This window comes from Alteromonas sp. PRIM-21, from assembly GCF_027563165.1.
Lineage (GTDB): Bacteria > Pseudomonadota > Gammaproteobacteria > Enterobacterales > Alteromonadaceae > Alteromonas > Alteromonas macleodii_A.
This window is the reverse complement of record NZ_JADOEK010000006.1, coordinates 97365-116622: the sequence shown is the minus strand read 5'-3', so window position 1 is coordinate 116622 and position 19258 is coordinate 97365. Positions and strand designations below refer to the sequence as shown.

The following is a 19258-nucleotide window of genomic DNA, read 5'->3' as shown; positions in this document are numbered from 1 at the left end:
GCTTGGTCTTTCGTTGCTTGGCTTTATGGTGCTTAGCGTTGGGTGTAGCAGCCAAACAAGAATTTGAAGTGGCGCTATTTTATACACCTTGCGATACTTAATTAAATTAATGATACTTGTGTTGAATTAGTAAAATTAATACTTTTAACTTTCCTTTCACAGGTTCTAAGAAATGCTCGATTACGATGCGCTACGATGCTTTCATGAAGTACTGCGCTATGGTGGCTTTGAAAAAGGCGCTCAAGCGTTAAACCTTACGCAGTCTGCGGTGTCGCAAAAAATCAAACGTCTTGAACAAAGCGTTGGTGGGCCTGTTATGGTGCGAACTAAGCCCCTTCGCGCCACACCACTGGGGCAAGAATTGCTTTCGCATATACAAAAAGTGAGTGTGCTGGAAGAAGCGCTGAACATAAAAAGTGGTTTAGAAGCCTCGGCGGTACCTCTCAGCGTAGCGGTGAATAACGATGTGCTTGCTACTTGGTTTTCGCAGGTTATGGCAGTATTTAGTGGTAAGCGGGCCAATCCTGTCCACATTGTTAACGCGGATCAAACTCAAACTCGAGACATTCTTCAGCAAGGCCGCGTTATGGCGTGTATTAGTCAAACAGGTACACCGGTTACTGGTGGACAATCGGTGAGACTGGGCACCATGCGCTATCAGCTTTATGCGTCACCACGGTTTGTTGAGCGATACCTTCACAAGGGCATAACGCCCGACAGCGTGATGAATACACCCGGCCTTTTGTATGATGAGTACGATGTTACATTACTTACTGACTATCAAAGGGAATGTTTAAATATTTCGCCTACCTTTACCACGTGTCACTGGTATCCCTCGTCTCATGGTTTTGTAAAAATGGCGCTAGATGGCGTGGTGTGGGCCCTACTCCCGACTCTCCAGGTGGCACAAGAAGTGAAAGAAGGCGAGCTTATTGCGCTTTTTCCAGACAAAGCGCTAGCGGTTCCTCTTTTTTGGCATTATGCAACGCTTGAGTCGGCTGCGCTTGCCGACCTTACTAAAGCTGTTAAGCAAGTCGCGAAGGCACAATTAAGATAACGTTACATTAAGAGCTAGTAGCATACTCGGTGTTTTTACGCTTTTCTTTCACGCTATACATCAACTTGTCGGCCTTATTTAACAAGGTCGGTAAGTCTTTGTAGCGCTCTTTTGTGATGTAAGCTCCAACACTCGCCGTGGTGTTTATCACCACGTTTTCTGTTCTGATATCACGCTCGGCTAAGCTTTCCTCAATGCGGGCGGCCAATCGCTCAGACTGACCTTCACTATAGCAGTGACTTAATACCACAAACTCATCGCCCCCTAAGCGCCCTACGGCGTCTTGCTCGCGACAGCGACTCATTAAAATTTTTGCAACCACCTGCAAGACCTTATCTCCTGCGTGATGTCCGTATTGGTCATTAATCTCTTTAAACTTATCAATATCAATGAAAAGCAGTGTTAAGTAGCCACCCTCTTTGTTGAAATTATTCAGCAGCGACTGCGCCACGCCTTCCCAACCGCTGCGGTTTAACACATTACATAACGAGTCTGTCGATGCGCGTTTAAATGCACTAAGCCTGTCGTCATTAAGCTTTTTAACTTTTCTCGACGTAGCGATAGCAAAAATAAAAGCCTCGATAGTTATCCCTAATACAAGAGAATATCGATATAAAAACGGCGATACTTCTGTAAAAACTAAACGGAAAAGCATGGACAAAACCATCACTGCAATCCCAAGCATTACCAAATTTGCACAATGCACTTTGCGATAGGCAGCATAAACACAACTTGATAGCGTGCACGTCATAGTAATAAGTGTAATTAGACTCAACATGCTGTTAATTTTCATGGCATCTGAGACTGGAAGAATCAGCTGAACTACAGCAAACGCGAGTGCTGCACATGCCATTCCAAGCATAAACTGGCGCTGCCAACCTTTCAGTAGCGCTTTAAAATCCAGTAGCTGATCTAAGAATTTCACGCCTGCAAAAAGGGTAATTCCAGCAAAGAGTAAATGCAGTTGGAAATTCGCAAGCAAAGCAACTTGCGGAAATACAATGTTCAACAACCCTTCTTGGAGCAAAAAGAATACGCCAGCACTGAAAACGTAGAAGCTATACGAATACAGGCCATAGTTGCGCATACTTGCCCCCAGCATGCCTACGTATAGAGTAAGTGCCAAACAAAAGCCAATAAATAAGCTCATTGTGAGAGTGTGAATAGAAGCAAATTTATGAAAATCACCAAGCGGCGTGACCTTAACCGATACGCGGCGTTCCACTTGTGCGTTGATATCTAGATAAAAGCGCTTGTTTGAACTGTTGATTATGTATGCTTCAAAGGCACTAGGTAATCTTTCAACTTTGCGCATTTTGCTATCGTATAGCTGGTTGTAATTAATATAATTACGCGGGAAGTACAGAACATACTGCGCATCGACATTACAGGTTAGCGCAAGCCGCTGATCACCCGCTTTAAGAAGAAAGGTTGTTGAAATGGGATTATCAATTTCGTTTTCGAAGTTACATTTAGCAAGCGAGTAGGAACTTGCTGCACATAAAACAAGCCCTATAAATAAGCGAATAAAATTACCTGACACACGCCATGTCATAGATTTGCTTCCTACTGATACCGCAGCCAAATCCATGTAGCAAAAATATCCCTGTACGGCTATTACACTAAGATAAGTTATGCTTGGTTATATTTAGGTATAAAAACCAACACACATTAAGTTTAGTTTATAAATTTCAGTTCGCTCGAAAAAAGTTACTTTTATTTAGCGTCGCTCAATGGCTGGTATTGCAAAGTAAGCATCTAGGTCTGTTTCTTTTAATGCTTCGAGTTTGCGCTTTCTCTGAGCTCTTTCGTTAATAGTTTCTCCAAATACTTCCAAGTGCAAATCGGCTATAAGGGCCTTACCTTCTTCTTTGCTGATTAAGCCCATTACTTCACCGGCGTGCATGAATCCTTGCACGCGATACTTTTCCGCCTCTACCTTTTTCCCATCTTTACTTGCCTTATAAAGGCTCACCAGTTGCGTTTTACAGGCGTCTAAAAATTTTTGTTTTTCACTCTCGTTTTGCATTTTCGCATCCCTTTTTATTTGCCCGTATACCTTAGCGGCATTTGCTGGTTTTAGATAGCGCGTTTAGAACCAGCTTAGTGCCGCGTTGCCCTCGCTCTTTGTACTAACGATAACTGCAACTAAAGTTCATTGGTGAGAACGCCATATACCATCTACGCTTTATCAAGTGCTGGAAGTTAAACTTTTCAGGAAGTCACAGAAAAACGAAAGCGAGCATCACTATGCGAGTAAAAATAGCCTTGGGAATGGTTACAGCCATGGCGTTTGCTCCTGCTGTTGCAGCAAAAGGAAATGCTCATCATTGGGAAACGACGCCCCACCACCTGTCTGCTCTTGTGGGCACAACCTACACGAAAGAATGTGGCAACGCGTTTACGTTGGGCATTGATTACGAGTACAGGCTAAGCGATTTCTTAGGGGTGGGGTTTGTTGCTGAATACGCGTTTGAAGATTTAGATGCCTACACCTACTTGCTTGTGGCCGACCTTCACATTACCAACAATTTTATCGCACAAATTGGCCCTGGCGTTGAGTTTCATGGTAGCCATAAGATGGAAGTAGCCCGATTAGGCTTTTTGTACGAGTTTGAAATGTCGGGCTTTACCGTGTCGCCCCAGCTTCATTATGACTATCACCGAAACCACAAAAGTGCTGTTGTTGCTGGATTAGCGATTGGTATGTCGTTTTAATGACTGGAAGGTGTTCTAGCGAATAGATTGTGGTGGCCTAAAGCTAGATTCCTTCGTTGCTAAAAATCATCGAATTTTGAACTGCAACGCATAGCTAAATTTTTCAATAACTAAGAGATTATTGATGTCTACCCTTTAACTACCAATCTTATGATAATCAAACCCCATCAAGTCCATCAGGGTTTTCATATAACTTAACTGAACAATAACTCATAAATATAGTAGAAAAACTATTTAACACATTGAAAAATAGTAAGTTAGTCATATTGAATACTTCATCTAAAGAAGAAGGTAACTTAGTTCTGTGTCTGAATATAATTTTGCAAACTTAAATGATAAAGAATTCGAAGTACTGGGTGCGGATATTCTATCGGTTCACTACAACAAAAGGATTGAAAGATTCAAGTCCGGAAGGGACGGAGGAGTAGACGGGCGTTTTTTTCTGATGAAGGAAACGAAATAGTTGTCCAATGCAAGCATTGGCCTAAGTCTGGCTTAACCAAATTAATTTACTCATTAAGAACTACTGAAATAAAAAAAGTAGAGAAACTTAATCCCGAAAAATATATTTTTGTTACGTCCCTTGAGTTATCTCGTACTGATAAACAAAAAATAAAACAAACCTTCTATCCATTTATAAAATCAGAAGCCGATGTTTGGGGCAATGAAGATCTCCAAGACGCTCTATCAGATACTGACAATAAAAGACTAATAGACAAACACTATAAACTGTGGATCACTAGTACCAACGTGCTTAATCGCATTATTAATTCAGCAATAAAAGGTAGAAGTCAGTACAAGCTCGATGAGATTGTCGGAAATTCAAGTAGATATGTTTATACGGACGCACATCAAAATGCGATAGAGGTTCTAGAATCTCTAAATACAGTGATCATTAAAGGAGCACCGGGAGTCGGAAAAACCACCTTAGCCGACCAGCTTTGTCAACAACACGTTGCCAATGGTTATGAACTTGTTTTCATCGAGAATTCATTAAATGAAGCTGAGCAAGTTTATGAGTTGCACAAGCCTCAGTTGTTTTATTTTGATGACTTTTTAGGACGAAATTATTTGCAAGCTATCACTAAGCATGAAGATTCACATATTGTAAATTTCATCAGGAGGGTGGCAAAAGATAGCACTAAGAGATTTATTCTAACTACTCGCTCTAACATTCTTAATCAAGGGAGGCAGTTAACAGACCTTTTTCATATCAACAAGTTAAACAAAAATGAATTTGAAGTTAGCGTCTCTAACTTGAGCAATTTGGAAAAGGCGAAGATTCTTTATAACCATATCTGGTTTGGTAACTTGGATAACCTATACATAGATCAAATATACAAAAACAAGCGATATCAAGCCATTATCGAACACCGAAATTTTAATCCAAGACTGATCTCATTTATTACGGACTACGAAAGACTAGAAGGAATAGACGCTTCCGAATACTGGAATCATATTGAGAGATTATTGAATAATCCTGAAGATATCTGGGAGAAAGTACTTCAAAAAGATATTGATGATATATCACGCCACCTGATCATTGGAATGGTTCTTCACGGAGGATCCATTAATGAGCGTCTACTTGAGCAGTTTTTTGAGAATATACAGTCGATTGGATTAGCTGTTAACAACAATAAAACATTTCTACAGGTAATACGGCTTTTAACTGGTGCGTTGATAAACAGAACAATTAGTAAAGATGAGGAAATAAGTTATGATCTATTCAACCCATCAATAGGTGACTATGTAATTAGAAATTACTTTAAAGACGCTAATTATTTAAATGCCATTTTAAGTGCTTTAACAACAACGAAAGCTCTTAGAAATATCCAAAGTTTGCTAAATTCAGAAAGCGTCAGTAATCAGGTTTTAGTAAAATTAGTCAGCCTCCAACTAACTAGTATTAGTGAGCAAAGCTACACCTACCCACTAACTATTTATCAAGTTAACTTGATCCTACTTAGCAAAAGGTTAACTAGTCTAAGTCTAACATCATTGCAAAAATCGTTTCTTCAAAATGTGGCAAACTCCCTAATCTTTGATGAGTTAGAAAAGTTTAACGCCAATATGTTTAATATGGCTGATTACTTTTTTGAATTAGACTTAATTGATTTGCAAAACGAAGAAGTTTTCGACATAGCCCATAACTGGCTCACCTCCGCAGGGGGAGAAGATGAATTTAAACCACTATCAAATATTATCGCTAAACTAGAACCTGAAGGTGGGGATCTCACTGAAGACCTAAAAAGGTATATTGTAGAAGAGCTTTGTGAAAATATTACAAATGATGTAATAGAACAAGGCATCTTAGATGACATGTATGATACAGACTACTTGGTTGGGTCAAAAATTGATAAGTATGTAGACTACACGCTTAACGAGTTTGCGGTTCAATTTGATCCCAGTGATATATCATCTATTGCAGGTAGCTGCGCACTAGAAGATGTCATTCAACACAATATTGAGGTCTCAGTGGGGTATGAAAATGATTGGGAAGGAGAGCGTTTCTTCGAAGATTATTATGACGAATCCATTTCAGAATCTGGTGTTATAGATGATCTCTTCGATAGAGGGTAAACAACCCCAAAAACTTGACTTACATGTGTGATTCATAGGCATCGTTTCAATATACTATGGCTCTATGAACAAAGAAATCAAACAACGTTTAAAGTGGATTGAGCATGGCATTAAATTTCGCCCTAATAAGCCAGGCTCACCTCACTTAAATGGCAAAGTTGAAAGGTCACAAAAAACTGACAAAGAAGAGTTTTATTCGACCGTTAATTTGGATTTGGAAGAACTCAAAAATGAAACGTTACCTGAGTGGCAGCATTACTACAATTGGCAACGCGCTCACGGCTCATTTAAAGGTAAAACTCCGATGGATATCGTATGTGAACGCCTCGAAAAAACACCGCTTTGGGAAGACGTTCAAGCTAACTACGAAACTGAAATTGAGCGCATTCAGCTATCGAATTATCAGCGTGATCTTCAACTACGAAAATTGAAATGATGTCTATGAATCACACAATTAATACGCCATGCACTAAAAGGTTACTCTGCAATATGTTCCTCATTTTCCCCAATTTCTATGAACTCAGATGGGCCTACTCTAATTTGTTTAAGGTACAAGATTTCTAGTTTAGATTTCTTATTTTCTGTCTTTAAAAACTTACCTGTTAAAGAGACTTCTTTTTTAACTTTTTCTTCCTTTAGCCTCAAGTATAAAGACTCAGACGTTTCAAAAGTCATTGTGAAGTCAACTTCATCCAAGCTAGCTTTAAACGAAACCTTACCTTTTGACGCATCGCGGGGCCAACTATACTTTTCAATTACAGCGGGTAGCTCAACTAAGTCTAATGTTTGAGTCTTTTTAAATGCTTTTACATACTTTTGAGCTTTTTCTCTATGACTAGAAGTAAAATGTATTTCGCTAGGTATATTCTCAGTTAGCTGTTCTTTACTAGACCAATCAAACCTGAAATCTAAATTGTCTACGCTGTCTGAAAAGAGGTTTACAAAAGCTTCACAAAAATTTATATCGATGCCTTCCTTAATTAAGATTGCAGGACTATGGTCCCCAGGCGAATCGAATATTTTAGATGCCTTAAATATTAAGCGAGCACACTTTTCATTTAGTACTCGCCCCAATGAACCAAGCTCCTTAAATGAGTTATTGCCGCTATCGTCCTGCGGTTCATAAAGACCTAGTTCGGCCTTGTATATCATTGAACCACTTTGTGGAGCATTCATATGAACGTTTTGCATATATTCGCTTACGTATTTAGTTTTACCTTTAATGTTTATGTTGGCATAAGCGTTATTTTTGATTATGTCGAATAGCCCAGATAATGCGTCAAGCCCTTCTTTATATATGATCTTTCCAAAGCCAACCTTAGCTCCAGAAGCATGAACTGATAACTTATCCGAATCAGAAGTACTCAATAGATTAACTTGATCAAAAATTTCTATTTTCTCAAGTGCGGCAATTAATAGTCCTTCGGATTGGTCATGTTCAACCAACTCATCTTTAGGTAGTACTACCTGCCCGTCATTTTTGTTCCATACGTCAATTGGGGCGTTTGAAGTTTGGATATTCTTCCAGCCATAAGAAGTTAAATGCTCAACAATCTTCTTTTTGAGTGCTTTATTTGACATTGTTAAGCTCCAAATTATTTATGAGCCTGAAATGACTGGTATCTTCAAGCATCTTCAGCAAGCTCTCACTATCGAGCCTTTGCGCTAGAGGAATTCTTATTCTTTTTTTACCATCCACTTTTGGGAAACCTCTAAGAATATACCAATAAGACATATTCATAAGTTCGATACTATAAGTATTCTCTTTCACCCAATCCGATTGTTCGTCTGGAGCATGATGCACAACCAATATTTTCGGAATAGGAGAAGTAGCCCTCAAATCTTCATAATTTTTATTTGTTAGATCTATGATGATTTCATTCGAGTTTTTATCGAAGCAGTTTTTTTTATTTGTACATTTTAACTGTAGTTGTAATTGAGGCTCTTTCCATGCACCATCAAACTTTCTACCGTAAACCGTGACATCAACACTTTGGTCATCAATTTCGGGTTTATTGTGATTTAAACTGAGTTTGGCTAACAATGCGGAAATATAGGCAAAACTAAGTGACTCTTTTGAAGCACTAACTGCTGAACCACCTTTTCCATGTGTATTCTTTGCACTCAAAACTGAATCCTTCCAATGATCTAAATTTGCAGAAGCTATTGTTTATTAATAGCATTTTATTCTAATGTTTTCATCAAGTTATTACTTGAACGCCATAAGTGAGAGGATTGAAGCACTTATGGGATAAACGAATAATACACTCTAGGATAGAGGCTAGTAATATCAATAGGTTAATAATTTAGGCTTCCAAATCAATATTCGTTTACTTCAAAATGTATTCGCTACATTTCTTTCCTGACATTAAACCACCTGCCCTGCTGCCCAGCCGCTGCTCCATGCCCACTGGAAATTAAAGCCTCCAAGCCAGCCGGTAACGTCGACCACTTCGCCTATGAAGTAAAGGCCCTCGACGTTTTTAGCCATCATGGTTTTTGATGAAAGTTCGTTGGTGTCTACGCCACCTATGGTGACTTCCGCTGTTCTATAACCTTCTGTGCCATTGGGCTTTATTTGCCAATTTTCTAGTGTGTCAGCAATAGCGTCGCATTCGCCGTGGGTAAGCTGTTTCACCGGTACATTGCGCCAGTTATGATATTCAATAAAGCTTTGCACCATGCGTCTGGGGAATACTTTATTTAAGCAGGTAGCAAGTAGTGCGTCTGGCGTTTCGGTGCGAGCAGTTTGTATAAGTGCCGTGGCATCATCATTAGGCAGCGTGTTAATGCTTAAGCTGTCACCTGCCTCCCAATAACTTGAAATTTGCAGCATAGCCGGGCCGCTTAAACCTCGATGAGTAAAGAGCATTGCTTCTTTAAACGTAGTGTCGTTACAACTAGCGTATACATCAGTGGCTATACCGCTAAGCTCTGCCAGAGTCTCTTTGTCTTTATCGTGTAAGGTAAAGGGCACAAGAGCGGCCCGTGTGGGTAATACGTTCAGGCCGAATTGCTCGGCAATTTTATAACCGAATGGCGTCGCCCCCAGCTTTGGCATACTTAAACCACCGGTTGCGATTACTAAAGACTCACAGCTATATTCGCCATTCGAAGTAGTTAGTAAGTACCCACCATCAACTTTTTCTACGCTTGAGATGTCACAGCGAGTAGTAATGGTAACCCCTGCTTTATTACACTCGTTAAGCAATAAGTCGACGATATCTTTAGCGCTGTCATCACAAAATAGCTGACCCAAGGTTTTTTCGTGATAGGCAATACCATGCTCGGCAACCAAACCGATAAAGTCCCATTGGGTATAGCGGCTTAATGCCGACTTACAAAAGTGCGGGTTTTGCGAAAGGAAGTTTTCTGGCCCCGCGTACATATTAGTGAAATTGCAGCGCCCACCGCCAGACATAAGGATCTTACGGCCAACTTTTTTGGCATGGTCGAGTACTTCTACACTGCGACCTCGCGCGCCTGCCTGTGCCGCGCAGAAAAGCCCTGCTGCACCTGCTCCTATAACAATAACATCGCGCTTAATCACTCTGTATTCACCTTACATCTAGCCAAAAATACTCACGCCCGTTCAAGCGTAGGTTAAGAGTTCGGGATTATACGTAATAAGCCTTGCTGCACAACGCAAAGCCTAATCTTACTGTAAATTTAATCTAGTTCTTTAGTAGAAAATTATGGGTTTTAATACTTTTTAACAATACTAAAAGATTTTTAATTCACATATAACTACGCACCAGAATTGAGGTGCAACTCAATTTGAACGAACAAACGAACAAAACAAGCAGTAACTACTTCACAAATTACAGAGGATTGTATCCATGGAAGAGTTCTTAGCATCACTCGATATTAACGAGTACCTGCCTGCAGCATTAGCTTGGGCTACCAATATACTTCTAGCCCTAGCCATTCTAATTATTGGTCTTTGGGTTGCTAGTAAGGTTTACAAAGGCATTGTTTCAATTGCCAACCGCCACCCTCAACTCGATGACACACTATTTAAGTTCTTTGGAAGCGTAGCGCGCTATACCATTCTTGCTTTTGTTGGCATAGCGGTACTTAATCGCTTTGGGGTTCAAACAGCATCTATTATCGCGCTTTTAGGTGCTGCAGGGCTTGCGGTTGGCCTAGCGCTTCAGGGTACACTGTCTAACTTGGCTGCAGGTGTCATGCTGCTTATCTTCCGTCCCTATAAAGTTAATGACTTTGTCGATGCGGCGGGCAAGTTCGGTAAAGTAACTGAAATCGACTTATTCACTACTATTTTGCAAACCTTCGATAATAAGCAAATTATCATTCCAAACAGCCAAATTTGGGGCGAGCAAATTGTTAACCACTCCCATCATGAAATTCGCGGTGTAGACATGACCTTTGGTATTGCCTACAACGAAAACATTGATGCTGCTCGTGCCGTTATCGATAAAGTATTGGCAGACCACCCGCACATACTTAAAGACCCAGCACCATTTGTTGAGGTATCTACCCTTAACGATAGCTCAGTCGACTTTATTGTTCGTCCATTCTGTCACGGCGAGCATTACTTCGACATCCTGTTCTCAGTGCCAGAGCAGATTAAGAAAGCGCTAGATGAAGCTAACATTGAAATTCCGTTCCCGCACCGTAAAGTAATTGTGGTAAACGAAAACGCATAGCGCGCAGGTAAAAAATAACGTCCTAGTAAGCAAAAGGGCAGCCGATTGGCTGCCCTTTTTATGTTCTGATTTTAAGTCAGCTAAAAACGAATTACGCTTTATCTTTTTTAGGAAACACGGCCAAGGGGTGCGTAGTAATTAACTGAACAAATGCACGAGTATTTGGCTTAATAGCGTTTTCATGACTTACGCGTACTTTCAGTTCATCACCGCTATCTAGCACAACAGCATAAAGGCGGCTTTCGCCCTCATAACGCACCCACTCCACCGTACAGTTAGTTTCGCTATGGGCTGCATCTAAACTTAAATCATCAGGCCGTACGAGCAAATCTACATTGCCGTTAGCACCTTGAAGCGGCGTGCCTGGCACCTTGCCGATCTCTGTAACGACCGTTTTGTCTGTATTTACTTCACTAGCATCAAATGTGGCACTTAAAAAGCTTGCCTCGCCCATAAACCGTGCAACAAAGCGGCTTGCTGGCGAAGCATAACAGGCTTCAGGTGTGTCTAATTGCTCTAACACACCTTTATTTAATATGCCCACTCTATCACCAACACTTAACGCTTCCTCTTGGTCATGGGTTACCCAAATTGCGGGCACGCCGGCCTTTTTAAGCGCGTCGCGAATTTCCCAACGCAAGCTGTCTTTTAACGCTGCATCTAAGTTTGAAAGGGGTTCGTCTAGCAGTACAAAAGAAGGTTCGTGCGCAAGAGTTCGCGCTAGCGCAACACGCTGCTTCTGCCCGCCTGAAAGACGTGCAGGTTTAGCATCGCGGAAATTATCTAGACCTAATAGTTTAAGCCAATGATCGGCAAGCTTAGTGTCTTTTAAACGAAAACATACGTTTTGCTGAACGGTAAGATGGGGAAATAGCGCAAAATCTTGGAACACCATGCCAACGTTACGCTTTTCAGGTGGCACGTGTTTATTTGCTGTACTTTCCCAATTACCTAGGCTCATTGCGCCTTCTGAAATAGGGATAAGCCCTGCCAATGCCTGCAAAATAGTAGTTTTACCGCAGCCTGTTGGCCCTACCAACATCAGGATTTCGTCTTGCGCAAGCTCAAGATTTAACTTGTCGACAACGCGGGTAGACCCATAATTCACTGACAAATTACTTACACTAAGCATTACGAACGATCATCCTCGGTAACAGTAAACTGGGCTTTTCTTTCGCCCGACAGCATGAGAACCAGTCCCAGGCCAGATAATAAAACCAGTAGAAGCCCAGGTACGGCAGCGCGTCCAAAGTAACCCGCCTCGTAAACACGCCACATGTAAGTGGCTAAGGTTTCAAAGCCTGTAGGCCCCAACATTAATGTAGCGGGCAGTTCACGCATGGCTTCCAAAAACACTAATGCAGCCCCAGCAATCATACCACGAAGGGTTAAGGGCAGCGTAACTCGTATAAAGGCCTCTCTTGGGCTAGCGCCAAGTACGCGGGCAGCTTTCACTAGGCCCGAGTCTATATTCTCGGCGGTACTTCTAACACTTCCCACCGCTAGAGGAATAAAACGCAGCACATAGGCCATAACCAATAAACTTAAGGTTTGATACAACGCAGGCAAGTACTTAAGGCCCACGTACACCAGCGCTGTTCCCATAACGATACCTGGTACACCAAAGCCGAAATAAGTAATACGCTCCATAAAGCGGCCAGCTTTGCCTGCAATAGCCGCGTGAGCAACCGGAATGGCAAGAAGCACGGCCACAATTGCGGCAATAAATGATGCATGGGCTGAATTCCATGCATAGCTTAATTCAAAGCCACCTGTGCCCTCTCGCACTAACCACAGCGTGAAGATAGCTAGGGGAAGTACAATAGCCATAAATACAACAGGCATGGTCGCAAGCAACATTAGGTTGCGCTGCCAGCGTGCAGGAAATAAGGATAAGTGCTTTCCTGGGCGTTCTTGCGCCCCACCTATTCGGCTTTCTATAAACAGAATAAGCCCAACAATCACCATAAGCTGCAGGCTAAGCATGGCTGCCTGGCTTAAACCAAAAGCGTTGTATTCAACAAAAATAACGCGAGTAAAGGTGTCGAAGCCCATTATTGCGGGTGTGCCAAAATCAGATAACGCGTAAAGCGCAGCAAGCAATGCCCCCGCAGCAACGCTGTTTACTACGCGCGGTAGCACCACACGCCATAAGCTAGCACCTAACGACAGACCTAGCGTACGCGCCGCGTTAACTAAACTTGCATCTAAACTCAACAGGCTTGAACGGGTTGTCATCATTACAAAGGGATAAGTGTATAGGCTCATGACCAGAGCCGAGCCCCATAGACCGCTAATCGGCGGCGTGTTAATACCTAAAACGTTCTCTATCTCTCCGCCAATACCAAATGAGAAGTACATGGCGAATGCGCCAATATAGCTAGGCAACGCCAGTGGCGCAGCCAACAAGATAAGCCAGAACCGCTTAAATGGCATTTGCACATAGGCAGTTAAAAAAGCAAGGGGGACACCTATAAGCACCGAACCAATGATAGTAAGCACTACCAATGAAATAGTATTGCCTAGTACTCGAAGGTTATGGGTATCAAAAAGCTGGGCACTATCTTGAGCTAAAGAAAATAAAACGCCGACGGGCAATAGAGCCATCAGCGCAATAAGTAGTGCCAGTGGATACGACTTTGGCCAGTTTGTCACAGTACGCCAACTTCCCTCATAAGGTTAAGTGTTGGGCGTAAATCAGCCAGTTTACGAAGGTCCATTTCGGGTGGCGATAGCGTACTTAGTTCCGCTAAGCCTTGTGGTGGTTCAACTCCTTGAACCAAAGGTATTTCGTATGCTTCGCGAGCAAGATAAGACTGCACCTCGTGCGATAACAGATATCGAATAAAGTTAACCGGCAAATCACCGTCACTCAACGCAACGATACCTGATGCGTTAACTAAGCAGCCTGCATCACCTTTGCTATAAGCAAGGGCCACATTCGCGTTTGGCTTACCTGATTTAAGTCGAAGCGTGTAATAGTGATTAGCAAAACCAATATCTACTTCACCACGTTCAACGCCCATTACTACACCAAGTTCACCCGCATACTTTTTAGAATGCTTGTTAATGCCTTTAAGCCATAATTTTGTTGCTTTTTCGCCTTCCAAAATACGCATAGCGGTAACAAAAGACTGGAACGACGAATAAGCCGGCGCCCAGCCAATTTTTAAATCGCTATCGGCTAACGCTATTACGCTTTCTGGGATTTGTTCGGGCTTAACACGCTCGGTGTTATACGGCAGTGTGCGCACACGACCTGTTACCGGTGACCAGCTCGGGTATTGAAAATCTTCGCGAAGCTGTGAACGTAAATCATCAGGCAGCGACTTTGCAGCGCCTGCGTCAGTCACAACACCAATTGACCCTGTATCGACGGCCCAAAACAAATCAGCGCGTTTCACGCCCGCTTTTGTTTCAGCAACAATGGTGTTTGCCAATGCTGCTGACCCGCCGCGCCGAACCTTCAGGTTCAGCTTGGGATTGCGCTTTTCAATTGCTTTTAGAACATTTTCGTACAGACCGCCTTCACCACGCCCTAAATAAAGGGTGAGATCGCCTTCTAATTTAGGCAAAGACTCTACTGACACGCTGCCAGTTTGGGACATAGCGTGGGCAAAACTAAACGGCAAGCCAGTTAACGCACCAGCTGCGGCTAGCCCTTGCAAAAATGTTCTACGTTGCATACCCCTTCCTTAAAATACGTCTTTACGACTTTTCTCTACTTCAACTAACAGTGTACGAGCGCGATCAAGTTTAGCCTGCATAGATTCTACAACTTTGCGTACCGCATCTACGCCATTATCTTTCGAAATAGCTTGCGGAAGCGTTACGTTAAAATCTTTTTCTAGGTCTTCAACCAAGGCTGCGTCTTTCGCAATCAAGTCACCCTCTACACCTTCAAAACGTTGAAGATAGGTGTCGTGCACTAGTGTTGTTGCAACCTCGTGAAGCTGCTCTGCATATTTAGCAACAACGCGATCAAGACGTGTTTTGATATCGTCGATAACTTCAGGGCCTGTGGTAGGTTCTTTCTCAGTGGTTTGAACTTTTCCAACCAGACCTTTCTTCTGATATTGAGACGCAAGTTTAACTGCGCCTAGCGCCTGCCACAAGGCATGATTTAGCTTCTCTTGCTCTACGCGCACATCAGCAATAGGCTTACCTTCATCAATAGCTACCTTTACACCATAAATACCTTGCCAAATAGAGGCATAAATAGGTACGTATTGGGTTTCAATGGCAGAGTGAAAGTCTACTTCTTCCCAGTACTCGATTAGCGCGTCTGTTTTAAGCGATTTATCTTTTGCTTCATACGCATCAACAACACTGCCAAACTTACTTTCTAACCAATGTACTTCTTCGGTGTACTCACCAATATGTGCATGTAAATTGTTTACGTGATCACCAATTGCACCGTTTGCAAGCGCATGTGAAGAAAACATCGAGAAAGTAACGGCCGAAGCCAGTACTAAGGCGCTTATTTTTTTCAGTGTTATTGTCATAATTTTTTCCTAAAACGTTTGTCTTTTCGCGCAAATGATACTTATTATCATTAAGCAAGTAAAGGTAACTAAACGAGGCTACACGCTAAGTAACGCAGTGCATCGGCCTTACGTTAGCCTTTAGTTTCTCTACGTTTTTGAGCCATAATAGTGCAGGTTAAATGATTAACCCTCGCTGAACATATTGATATTCAACGCAATTAGCAAACTGCTAGATCATAGTTGCGTTACATTTTAATGAAAATGACCGCCAAGTATACGCATATCTAAATTAATGAATATTCACAAAAAACTAAACAAAAAAAGCCCGCAACAATCGTTGCGGGCTTTGAGTATTTAAGGCCTTTTAAAAATTAAAGGCTATCTAACATGGTTTGGGCATCGCTCACGTCGAAACGACCAGGGTCTTCAACGTTTAGCTTTTTAACTTCGCCATCTTCTACAAGCATAGAATAACGAAGCGAACGTAAGCCACCGAAGTTACCTGTACTCATGTCTAAGCCAATTTGCTTGGTAAAGAAACCGTTGCCGTCGGCTAGCATGGTAATTTCTTCTGCATTGTTCGCTTTACCCCACGCATCCATAACGAATGCATCGTTCACACTTAGGCAAATAATACTATCAACACCTTTTGCCTTAAGCTTATCAGCAAGTGCTACATAGCCTGGCAAATGTGCTTGTGAGCAAGTAGGTGTAAAAGCGCCGGGTACAGCGAATAGTACAACGCGCTTTTCTGAAAACAGTTCGTTCGTTCCTGGGTTAGTTATTTCGCCATTTACTAAAAGGCTAAAATCTACTTCAGGCAAAGTGCCCCCAACTTGTATCATGCTACTCTCCTAGATTTTTTTGACACAAATACACATCAAATCTGTGTTTTTTGCTTTCAATAGCCATTGATGCTTTTATTCCTGCCAGCACATCTGCACTATTTGGGCGTTTAACCACTACCCGGTGCGTAGCTAGCTTGAGTGCTGGCGGTAACAGCGCATCTGCGTCTGGGTCATGACCAAGCAGTTGCTGAAACAGCCGCATTTCCTTTTTCACCAAGGCTGACTTCTTTTTATGTGGGAACATGGGATCTAGATAAATAGCGTTCACATTCTCACCAGTGAAGTATTGCATTACCTCAGCGCTATTTCCATGTTGAAGCGACATTTTAGCTGCAAGTTCTGGAAAACTAAGTGCTAACCTGCGAATACCGTCTTCAAGTAAGGCGGCAACCACAGGCGAGCGTTCAATCATAGTGACTTTGCAGCCCACGCTAACCAACACAAAGGCATCACGCCCCAGTCCTGGCGTTGCATCTACCACATGCCACGCTTCATTGCCTTTAAGGCCTATAGCTTTAACAATAGGCTCTTTGCGCCCGCCACCGTGCTGTTTGCGGTACAAACTAGCTGGCGAAGCAAAATCTACCTCTACCGGGTTTACTTTTTTCTCGCCTGCGTCAGCAAGGCCCAGCACACCATTTCGCACCTGTAAGTACAAGCCTTCGACGGGCTTTTCACTGCTACTAACAACAGGAAAGCCCCATTTTTCGCTGATTGCGCTAATTAGCCCAGCATCTTCGCTATTTGCTTTAGCGCTGTCGCCGTTATCGCAATCAATCAAAGGCACACTTTTAAGCATGACCGTATTGCTCCTTATGCCCTATCCATCTATTAATGATGGCTTGGGCGTGAGACGGGTATTTATCCCAAAGGGTGTAGGCAATTTCTTGAACTTTTGGAATAAGTGCAGCATCGCGAACCAAATCTGCTATTTTCAGCTCTGCCATTCCGGTTTGTTTCGTCCCCATAAATTCACCTGGGCCACGAATTTCTAAATCGCGCTGTGCTATGTAGAATCCGTCGTTAGACTCACGTAGTACGCCTAGTCGCTGCGTAGCGGTTTTCGATAGCGGGCTTTGGTACATAAGTACACACTGACTTTCTACCGCACCTCGCCCTACTCGGCCTCTAAGCTGGTGAAGCTGTGCTAACCCCAATCGTTCAGGGTTTTCAATAATCATAATACTGGCGTTAGGTACGTCTACGCCAACTTCAATAACCGTAGTCGCTACTAGTAAATCCAGCTTACCGTCTTTAAAGTCGGCCATAACCTGCGCTTTTTCAGCGGGCTTTAACCGCCCGTGTACCAAACCAACTTGTAAGTCTGGCAATGCGGTACGCAGGGTAACCGCGGCATCTTCAGCGGCCTGACACTCCAATACTTCCGACTCATCAATAAGCGTACACACCCAATAAGCCTGTCTGCCATTATCTTTACAAGCCTGACGTACGCGTTCTATCACATCGGCCCTGCGCGTGTCTGGTAGCACAACGGTTTGTACCGGCGTTCTGCCCGGTGGCAGTTCGTCTATGACCGAGGTATCTAGGTCGGCATAGGCTGTCATGGCCAGCGTTCTTGGAATAGGCGTTGCCGTCATGATCAACTGGTGAGGGTAGCGACCTTGCTGTTCGCCCTTATCTCGAAGGGCCAAGCGCTGATGCACGCCAAAACGGTGTTGTTCATCCACAATAACAAGTGCTAGCTGCTGGTAGTTCACGCTTTCCTGAAAAATAGCGTGCGTACCCACCAACATTTGAATATCGCCAGCTTCTAAACGCGCTAAAACTTCATTGCGCGCTTTGCCTTTTAGCTTTCCGGCAAGCCAGCCTACTTCAATACCTAAAGGTTCTAGCCAGCCACGAAAGTTATTCGCGTGTTGTTCAGCCAATAGCTCTGTTGGCGCCATCAGCGCTACCTGGTGACCAGCCCCAATGGCTGATAGTGCAGCCAATGCTGCAACTAGGGTTTTGCCCGAGCCCACATCGCCTTGTACTAGGCGCATCATAGGCCGCGCATGCTGCATATCTTTTTGAATATCCTCGACTACCCTTGCCTGCGCGCCGGTAGGTGAAAACGGCAGCTGAGCGAGCATTTTATCGATAAGCGGCTGGTTCACACTAATTGGAATACCGGGCTGTGCGTCAGATAGTTTGCGTACTTTCAACACGCTTAAATGGTGTGACAACAACTCTTCAAGAATTAATCGATATTGAGCAGGATGAAGCCCTTCTTCCATCTCGTGTACGTCGACATCAGGCGGCGGACGATGCACTAAGTGAAGCGCTTCATTTAAGCTAATTTGTTCGTCATAAATGCCTTCTGGCAGCAAATCGGCCAGCGCTCCTTTATCTAACAGCTTCAAAGCTTGGTCGGTTAAATTGCGAAGGGTTAGCTGCTTTACACCGTCGGTGGTTGGGTAAACTGGCGTCAATGATTCTTCTGTGGGTGGCGCGTCTTCGTCCACTAGTTTAAATTCGGGGTGCATCATTTCAATGCCCCACTTGCCAGTACGCACTTCACCGAAACAGCGCACCGTGTTTCCCGGGGTCATAATTGACCGCTGTACAGCACCAAAGTGGAAAAACCTTAGGGTTATAGTACCTGTGCCATCACTGAGCTTTACCACCAGCATGCGTTTTTTGCCGTACTGAATGTCGGCGCTCATCACCTCGCCCTGCACGCTTACATGGGTAAACGGACGGCACTCAGCCACGCTGTAAATACGGGTTCTGTCTTCGTAGCGATGAGGAAGGTGAAACAGTATATCTTGAAGGGTAAACAAGCCTATTTTATTAAGTTTTTCTGCCACCTTTGCGCCCACGCCTTTAAGCGCAGTTATGGGTGTAGTGGCCAGTGCTTGCATCAAGCGACATCCTTCTTTTGAAACATAAATGACT

At 43.1% G+C, this 19258-nt stretch carries 16 protein-coding genes and 1 pseudogene; 5 read left to right on the top strand and 12 right to left on the bottom strand.

The genetic code is table 11. The features are described 5' to 3' along the window. The first annotated feature begins 172 nt into the window (after positions 1-172). Positions 173-1057, top strand: a complete 885-nt coding sequence (locus IW644_RS10625; protein WP_269917576.1) for an ArgP/LysG family DNA-binding transcriptional regulator — start codon at positions 173-175, stop codon at positions 1055-1057. Positions 1058-1064: 7 nt separating this feature from the next. Here the strand turns inward: IW644_RS10625 and IW644_RS10620 are convergent, their stop codons facing one another. After that, entirely contained in the window at positions 1065-2648 is a 1584-nt protein-coding gene (locus IW644_RS10620) for a GGDEF domain-containing protein (protein WP_269917575.1), read from the bottom strand. Positions 2649-2777: 129 nt separating this feature from the next. Continuing rightward, a complete protein-coding gene (locus tag IW644_RS10615) occupies positions 2778-3086 on the bottom strand; it encodes a hypothetical protein (protein WP_269917574.1) in 309 nt (102 codons plus the stop codon). 221 nt (positions 3087-3307) lie between these two features. Between IW644_RS10615 and IW644_RS10610 the strand changes: the two genes are divergently transcribed. The 3 genes and pseudogenes from IW644_RS10610 to IW644_RS10600 form a co-directional block, all read left to right on the top strand. Further along, positions 3308-3775, top strand: coding sequence for a hypothetical protein (locus IW644_RS10610; RefSeq protein WP_269917573.1), 468 nt, complete (start codon positions 3308-3310; stop codon positions 3773-3775). A gap of 750 nt (positions 3776-4525) precedes the next feature. Continuing rightward, positions 4526-6355, top strand: coding sequence for a hypothetical protein (locus IW644_RS10605; protein ID WP_269917572.1), 1830 nt, complete (start codon positions 4526-4528; stop codon positions 6353-6355). Positions 6356-6458: 103 nt separating this feature from the next. Further along, positions 6459-6791, top strand: a pseudogene (locus IW644_RS10600) (integrase core domain-containing protein); the annotation flags it as partial. 41 nt (positions 6792-6832) lie between these two features. Here the strand turns inward: IW644_RS10600 and IW644_RS10595 are convergent. The 3 genes from IW644_RS10595 to IW644_RS10585 all read right to left on the bottom strand — a co-directional run bounded on the left by IW644_RS10595 (position 6833) and on the right by IW644_RS10585 (position 9905). Continuing rightward, on the bottom strand, positions 6833-7936 hold the full coding sequence (locus IW644_RS10595; RefSeq protein ID WP_269917571.1) for a hypothetical protein: 1104 nt from the start codon (positions 7934-7936) through the stop codon (positions 6833-6835). Continuing rightward, positions 7926-8483, bottom strand: coding sequence for a DUF4365 domain-containing protein (locus IW644_RS10590; RefSeq protein ID WP_269917570.1), 558 nt, complete (start codon positions 8481-8483; stop codon positions 7926-7928). Before IW644_RS10590 ends, IW644_RS10595 begins: the two co-directional genes overlap by 11 nt. Positions 8484-8723: 240 nt before the next feature. After that, positions 8724-9905, bottom strand: coding sequence for an NAD(P)/FAD-dependent oxidoreductase (locus IW644_RS10585; protein WP_269917569.1), 1182 nt, complete (start codon positions 9903-9905; stop codon positions 8724-8726). Between the two features lie 289 nt (positions 9906-10194). On the opposite strand from IW644_RS10585, the gene IW644_RS10580 reads away from it, so the two are divergent. After that, complete coding sequence (locus IW644_RS10580; RefSeq protein ID WP_269917568.1) at positions 10195-11025, top strand: mechanosensitive ion channel family protein; 831 nt, start codon at positions 10195-10197, stop codon at positions 11023-11025. Positions 11026-11116: 91 nt separating this feature from the next. On the opposite strand, the gene IW644_RS10575 is transcribed toward IW644_RS10580, so the two are convergent. From IW644_RS10575 to recG, 7 genes are all read right to left on the bottom strand, one after another. Further along, positions 11117-12157 (bottom strand): ABC transporter ATP-binding protein, encoded by a 1041-nt coding sequence (locus IW644_RS10575; RefSeq protein WP_269917567.1) that lies wholly within the window; start codon positions 12155-12157, stop codon positions 11117-11119. Then, on the bottom strand, positions 12157-13680 hold the full coding sequence (locus IW644_RS10570; RefSeq protein ID WP_269917566.1) for an ABC transporter permease: 1524 nt from the start codon (positions 13678-13680) through the stop codon (positions 12157-12159). The genes IW644_RS10575 and IW644_RS10570 overlap by 1 nt, the downstream gene beginning before the upstream one ends. Further along, entirely contained in the window at positions 13677-14711 is a 1035-nt protein-coding gene (locus tag IW644_RS10565) for an extracellular solute-binding protein (protein ID WP_269917565.1), read from the bottom strand. The genes IW644_RS10570 and IW644_RS10565 overlap by 4 nt, the downstream gene beginning before the upstream one ends. A gap of 9 nt (positions 14712-14720) precedes the next feature. Further along, positions 14721-15530, bottom strand: coding sequence for a hypothetical protein (locus IW644_RS10560; RefSeq protein ID WP_179981974.1), 810 nt, complete (start codon positions 15528-15530; stop codon positions 14721-14723). A 353-nt stretch (positions 15531-15883) separates the two neighbouring features. Further along, the gene (locus tag IW644_RS10555; protein ID WP_269917564.1) at positions 15884-16357 is read right to left on the bottom strand and encodes a peroxiredoxin; all 474 of its coding nucleotides are present in this window, start codon (positions 16355-16357) and stop codon (positions 15884-15886) included. Between the two features lies 1 nt (position 16358). Continuing rightward, positions 16359-17159, bottom strand: coding sequence for a class I SAM-dependent methyltransferase (locus IW644_RS10550; protein WP_269917563.1), 801 nt, complete (start codon positions 17157-17159; stop codon positions 16359-16361). After that, the gene (gene recG, locus IW644_RS10545; protein WP_269917658.1) at positions 17152-19224 is read right to left on the bottom strand and encodes an ATP-dependent DNA helicase RecG; all 2073 of its coding nucleotides are present in this window, start codon (positions 19222-19224) and stop codon (positions 17152-17154) included. Before recG ends, IW644_RS10550 begins: the two co-directional genes overlap by 8 nt. Between the last annotated feature and the right edge of the window lie 34 nt (positions 19225-19258).

What these genes read in the sequence shown, in the direction of transcription:
- IW644_RS10625 (WP_269917576.1), top strand. Translation starts at nt 173, where the DNA reads ATGCTCGATTACGATGCGCTACGATGCTTTCATGAAGTACTGCGCTAT.
- IW644_RS10620 (WP_269917575.1), bottom strand. Translation starts at nt 2,648, where the DNA reads ATGGATTTGGCTGCGGTATCAGTAGGAAGCAAATCTATGACATGGCGT.
- IW644_RS10615 (WP_269917574.1), bottom strand. Translation starts at nt 3,086, where the DNA reads ATGCAAAACGAGAGTGAAAAACAAAAATTTTTAGACGCCTGTAAAACG.
- IW644_RS10610 (WP_269917573.1), top strand. Translation starts at nt 3,308, where the DNA reads ATGCGAGTAAAAATAGCCTTGGGAATGGTTACAGCCATGGCGTTTGCT.
- IW644_RS10595 (WP_269917571.1), bottom strand. Translation starts at nt 7,936, where the DNA reads ATGTCAAATAAAGCACTCAAAAAGAAGATTGTTGAGCATTTAACTTCT.
- IW644_RS10580 (WP_269917568.1), top strand. Translation starts at nt 10,195, where the DNA reads ATGGAAGAGTTCTTAGCATCACTCGATATTAACGAGTACCTGCCTGCA.
- IW644_RS10575 (WP_269917567.1), bottom strand. Translation starts at nt 12,157, where the DNA reads ATGCTTAGTGTAAGTAATTTGTCAGTGAATTATGGGTCTACCCGCGTT.
- IW644_RS10565 (WP_269917565.1), bottom strand. Translation starts at nt 14,711, where the DNA reads ATGCAACGTAGAACATTTTTGCAAGGGCTAGCCGCAGCTGGTGCGTTA.
- IW644_RS10560 (WP_179981974.1), bottom strand. Translation starts at nt 15,530, where the DNA reads ATGACAATAACACTGAAAAAAATAAGCGCCTTAGTACTGGCTTCGGCC.
- IW644_RS10555 (WP_269917564.1), bottom strand. Translation starts at nt 16,357, where the DNA reads ATGATACAAGTTGGGGGCACTTTGCCTGAAGTAGATTTTAGCCTTTTA.
- IW644_RS10550 (WP_269917563.1), bottom strand. Translation starts at nt 17,159, where the DNA reads ATGCTTAAAAGTGTGCCTTTGATTGATTGCGATAACGGCGACAGCGCT.
- recG (WP_269917658.1), bottom strand. Translation starts at nt 19,224, where the DNA reads ATGCAAGCACTGGCCACTACACCCATAACTGCGCTTAAAGGCGTGGGC.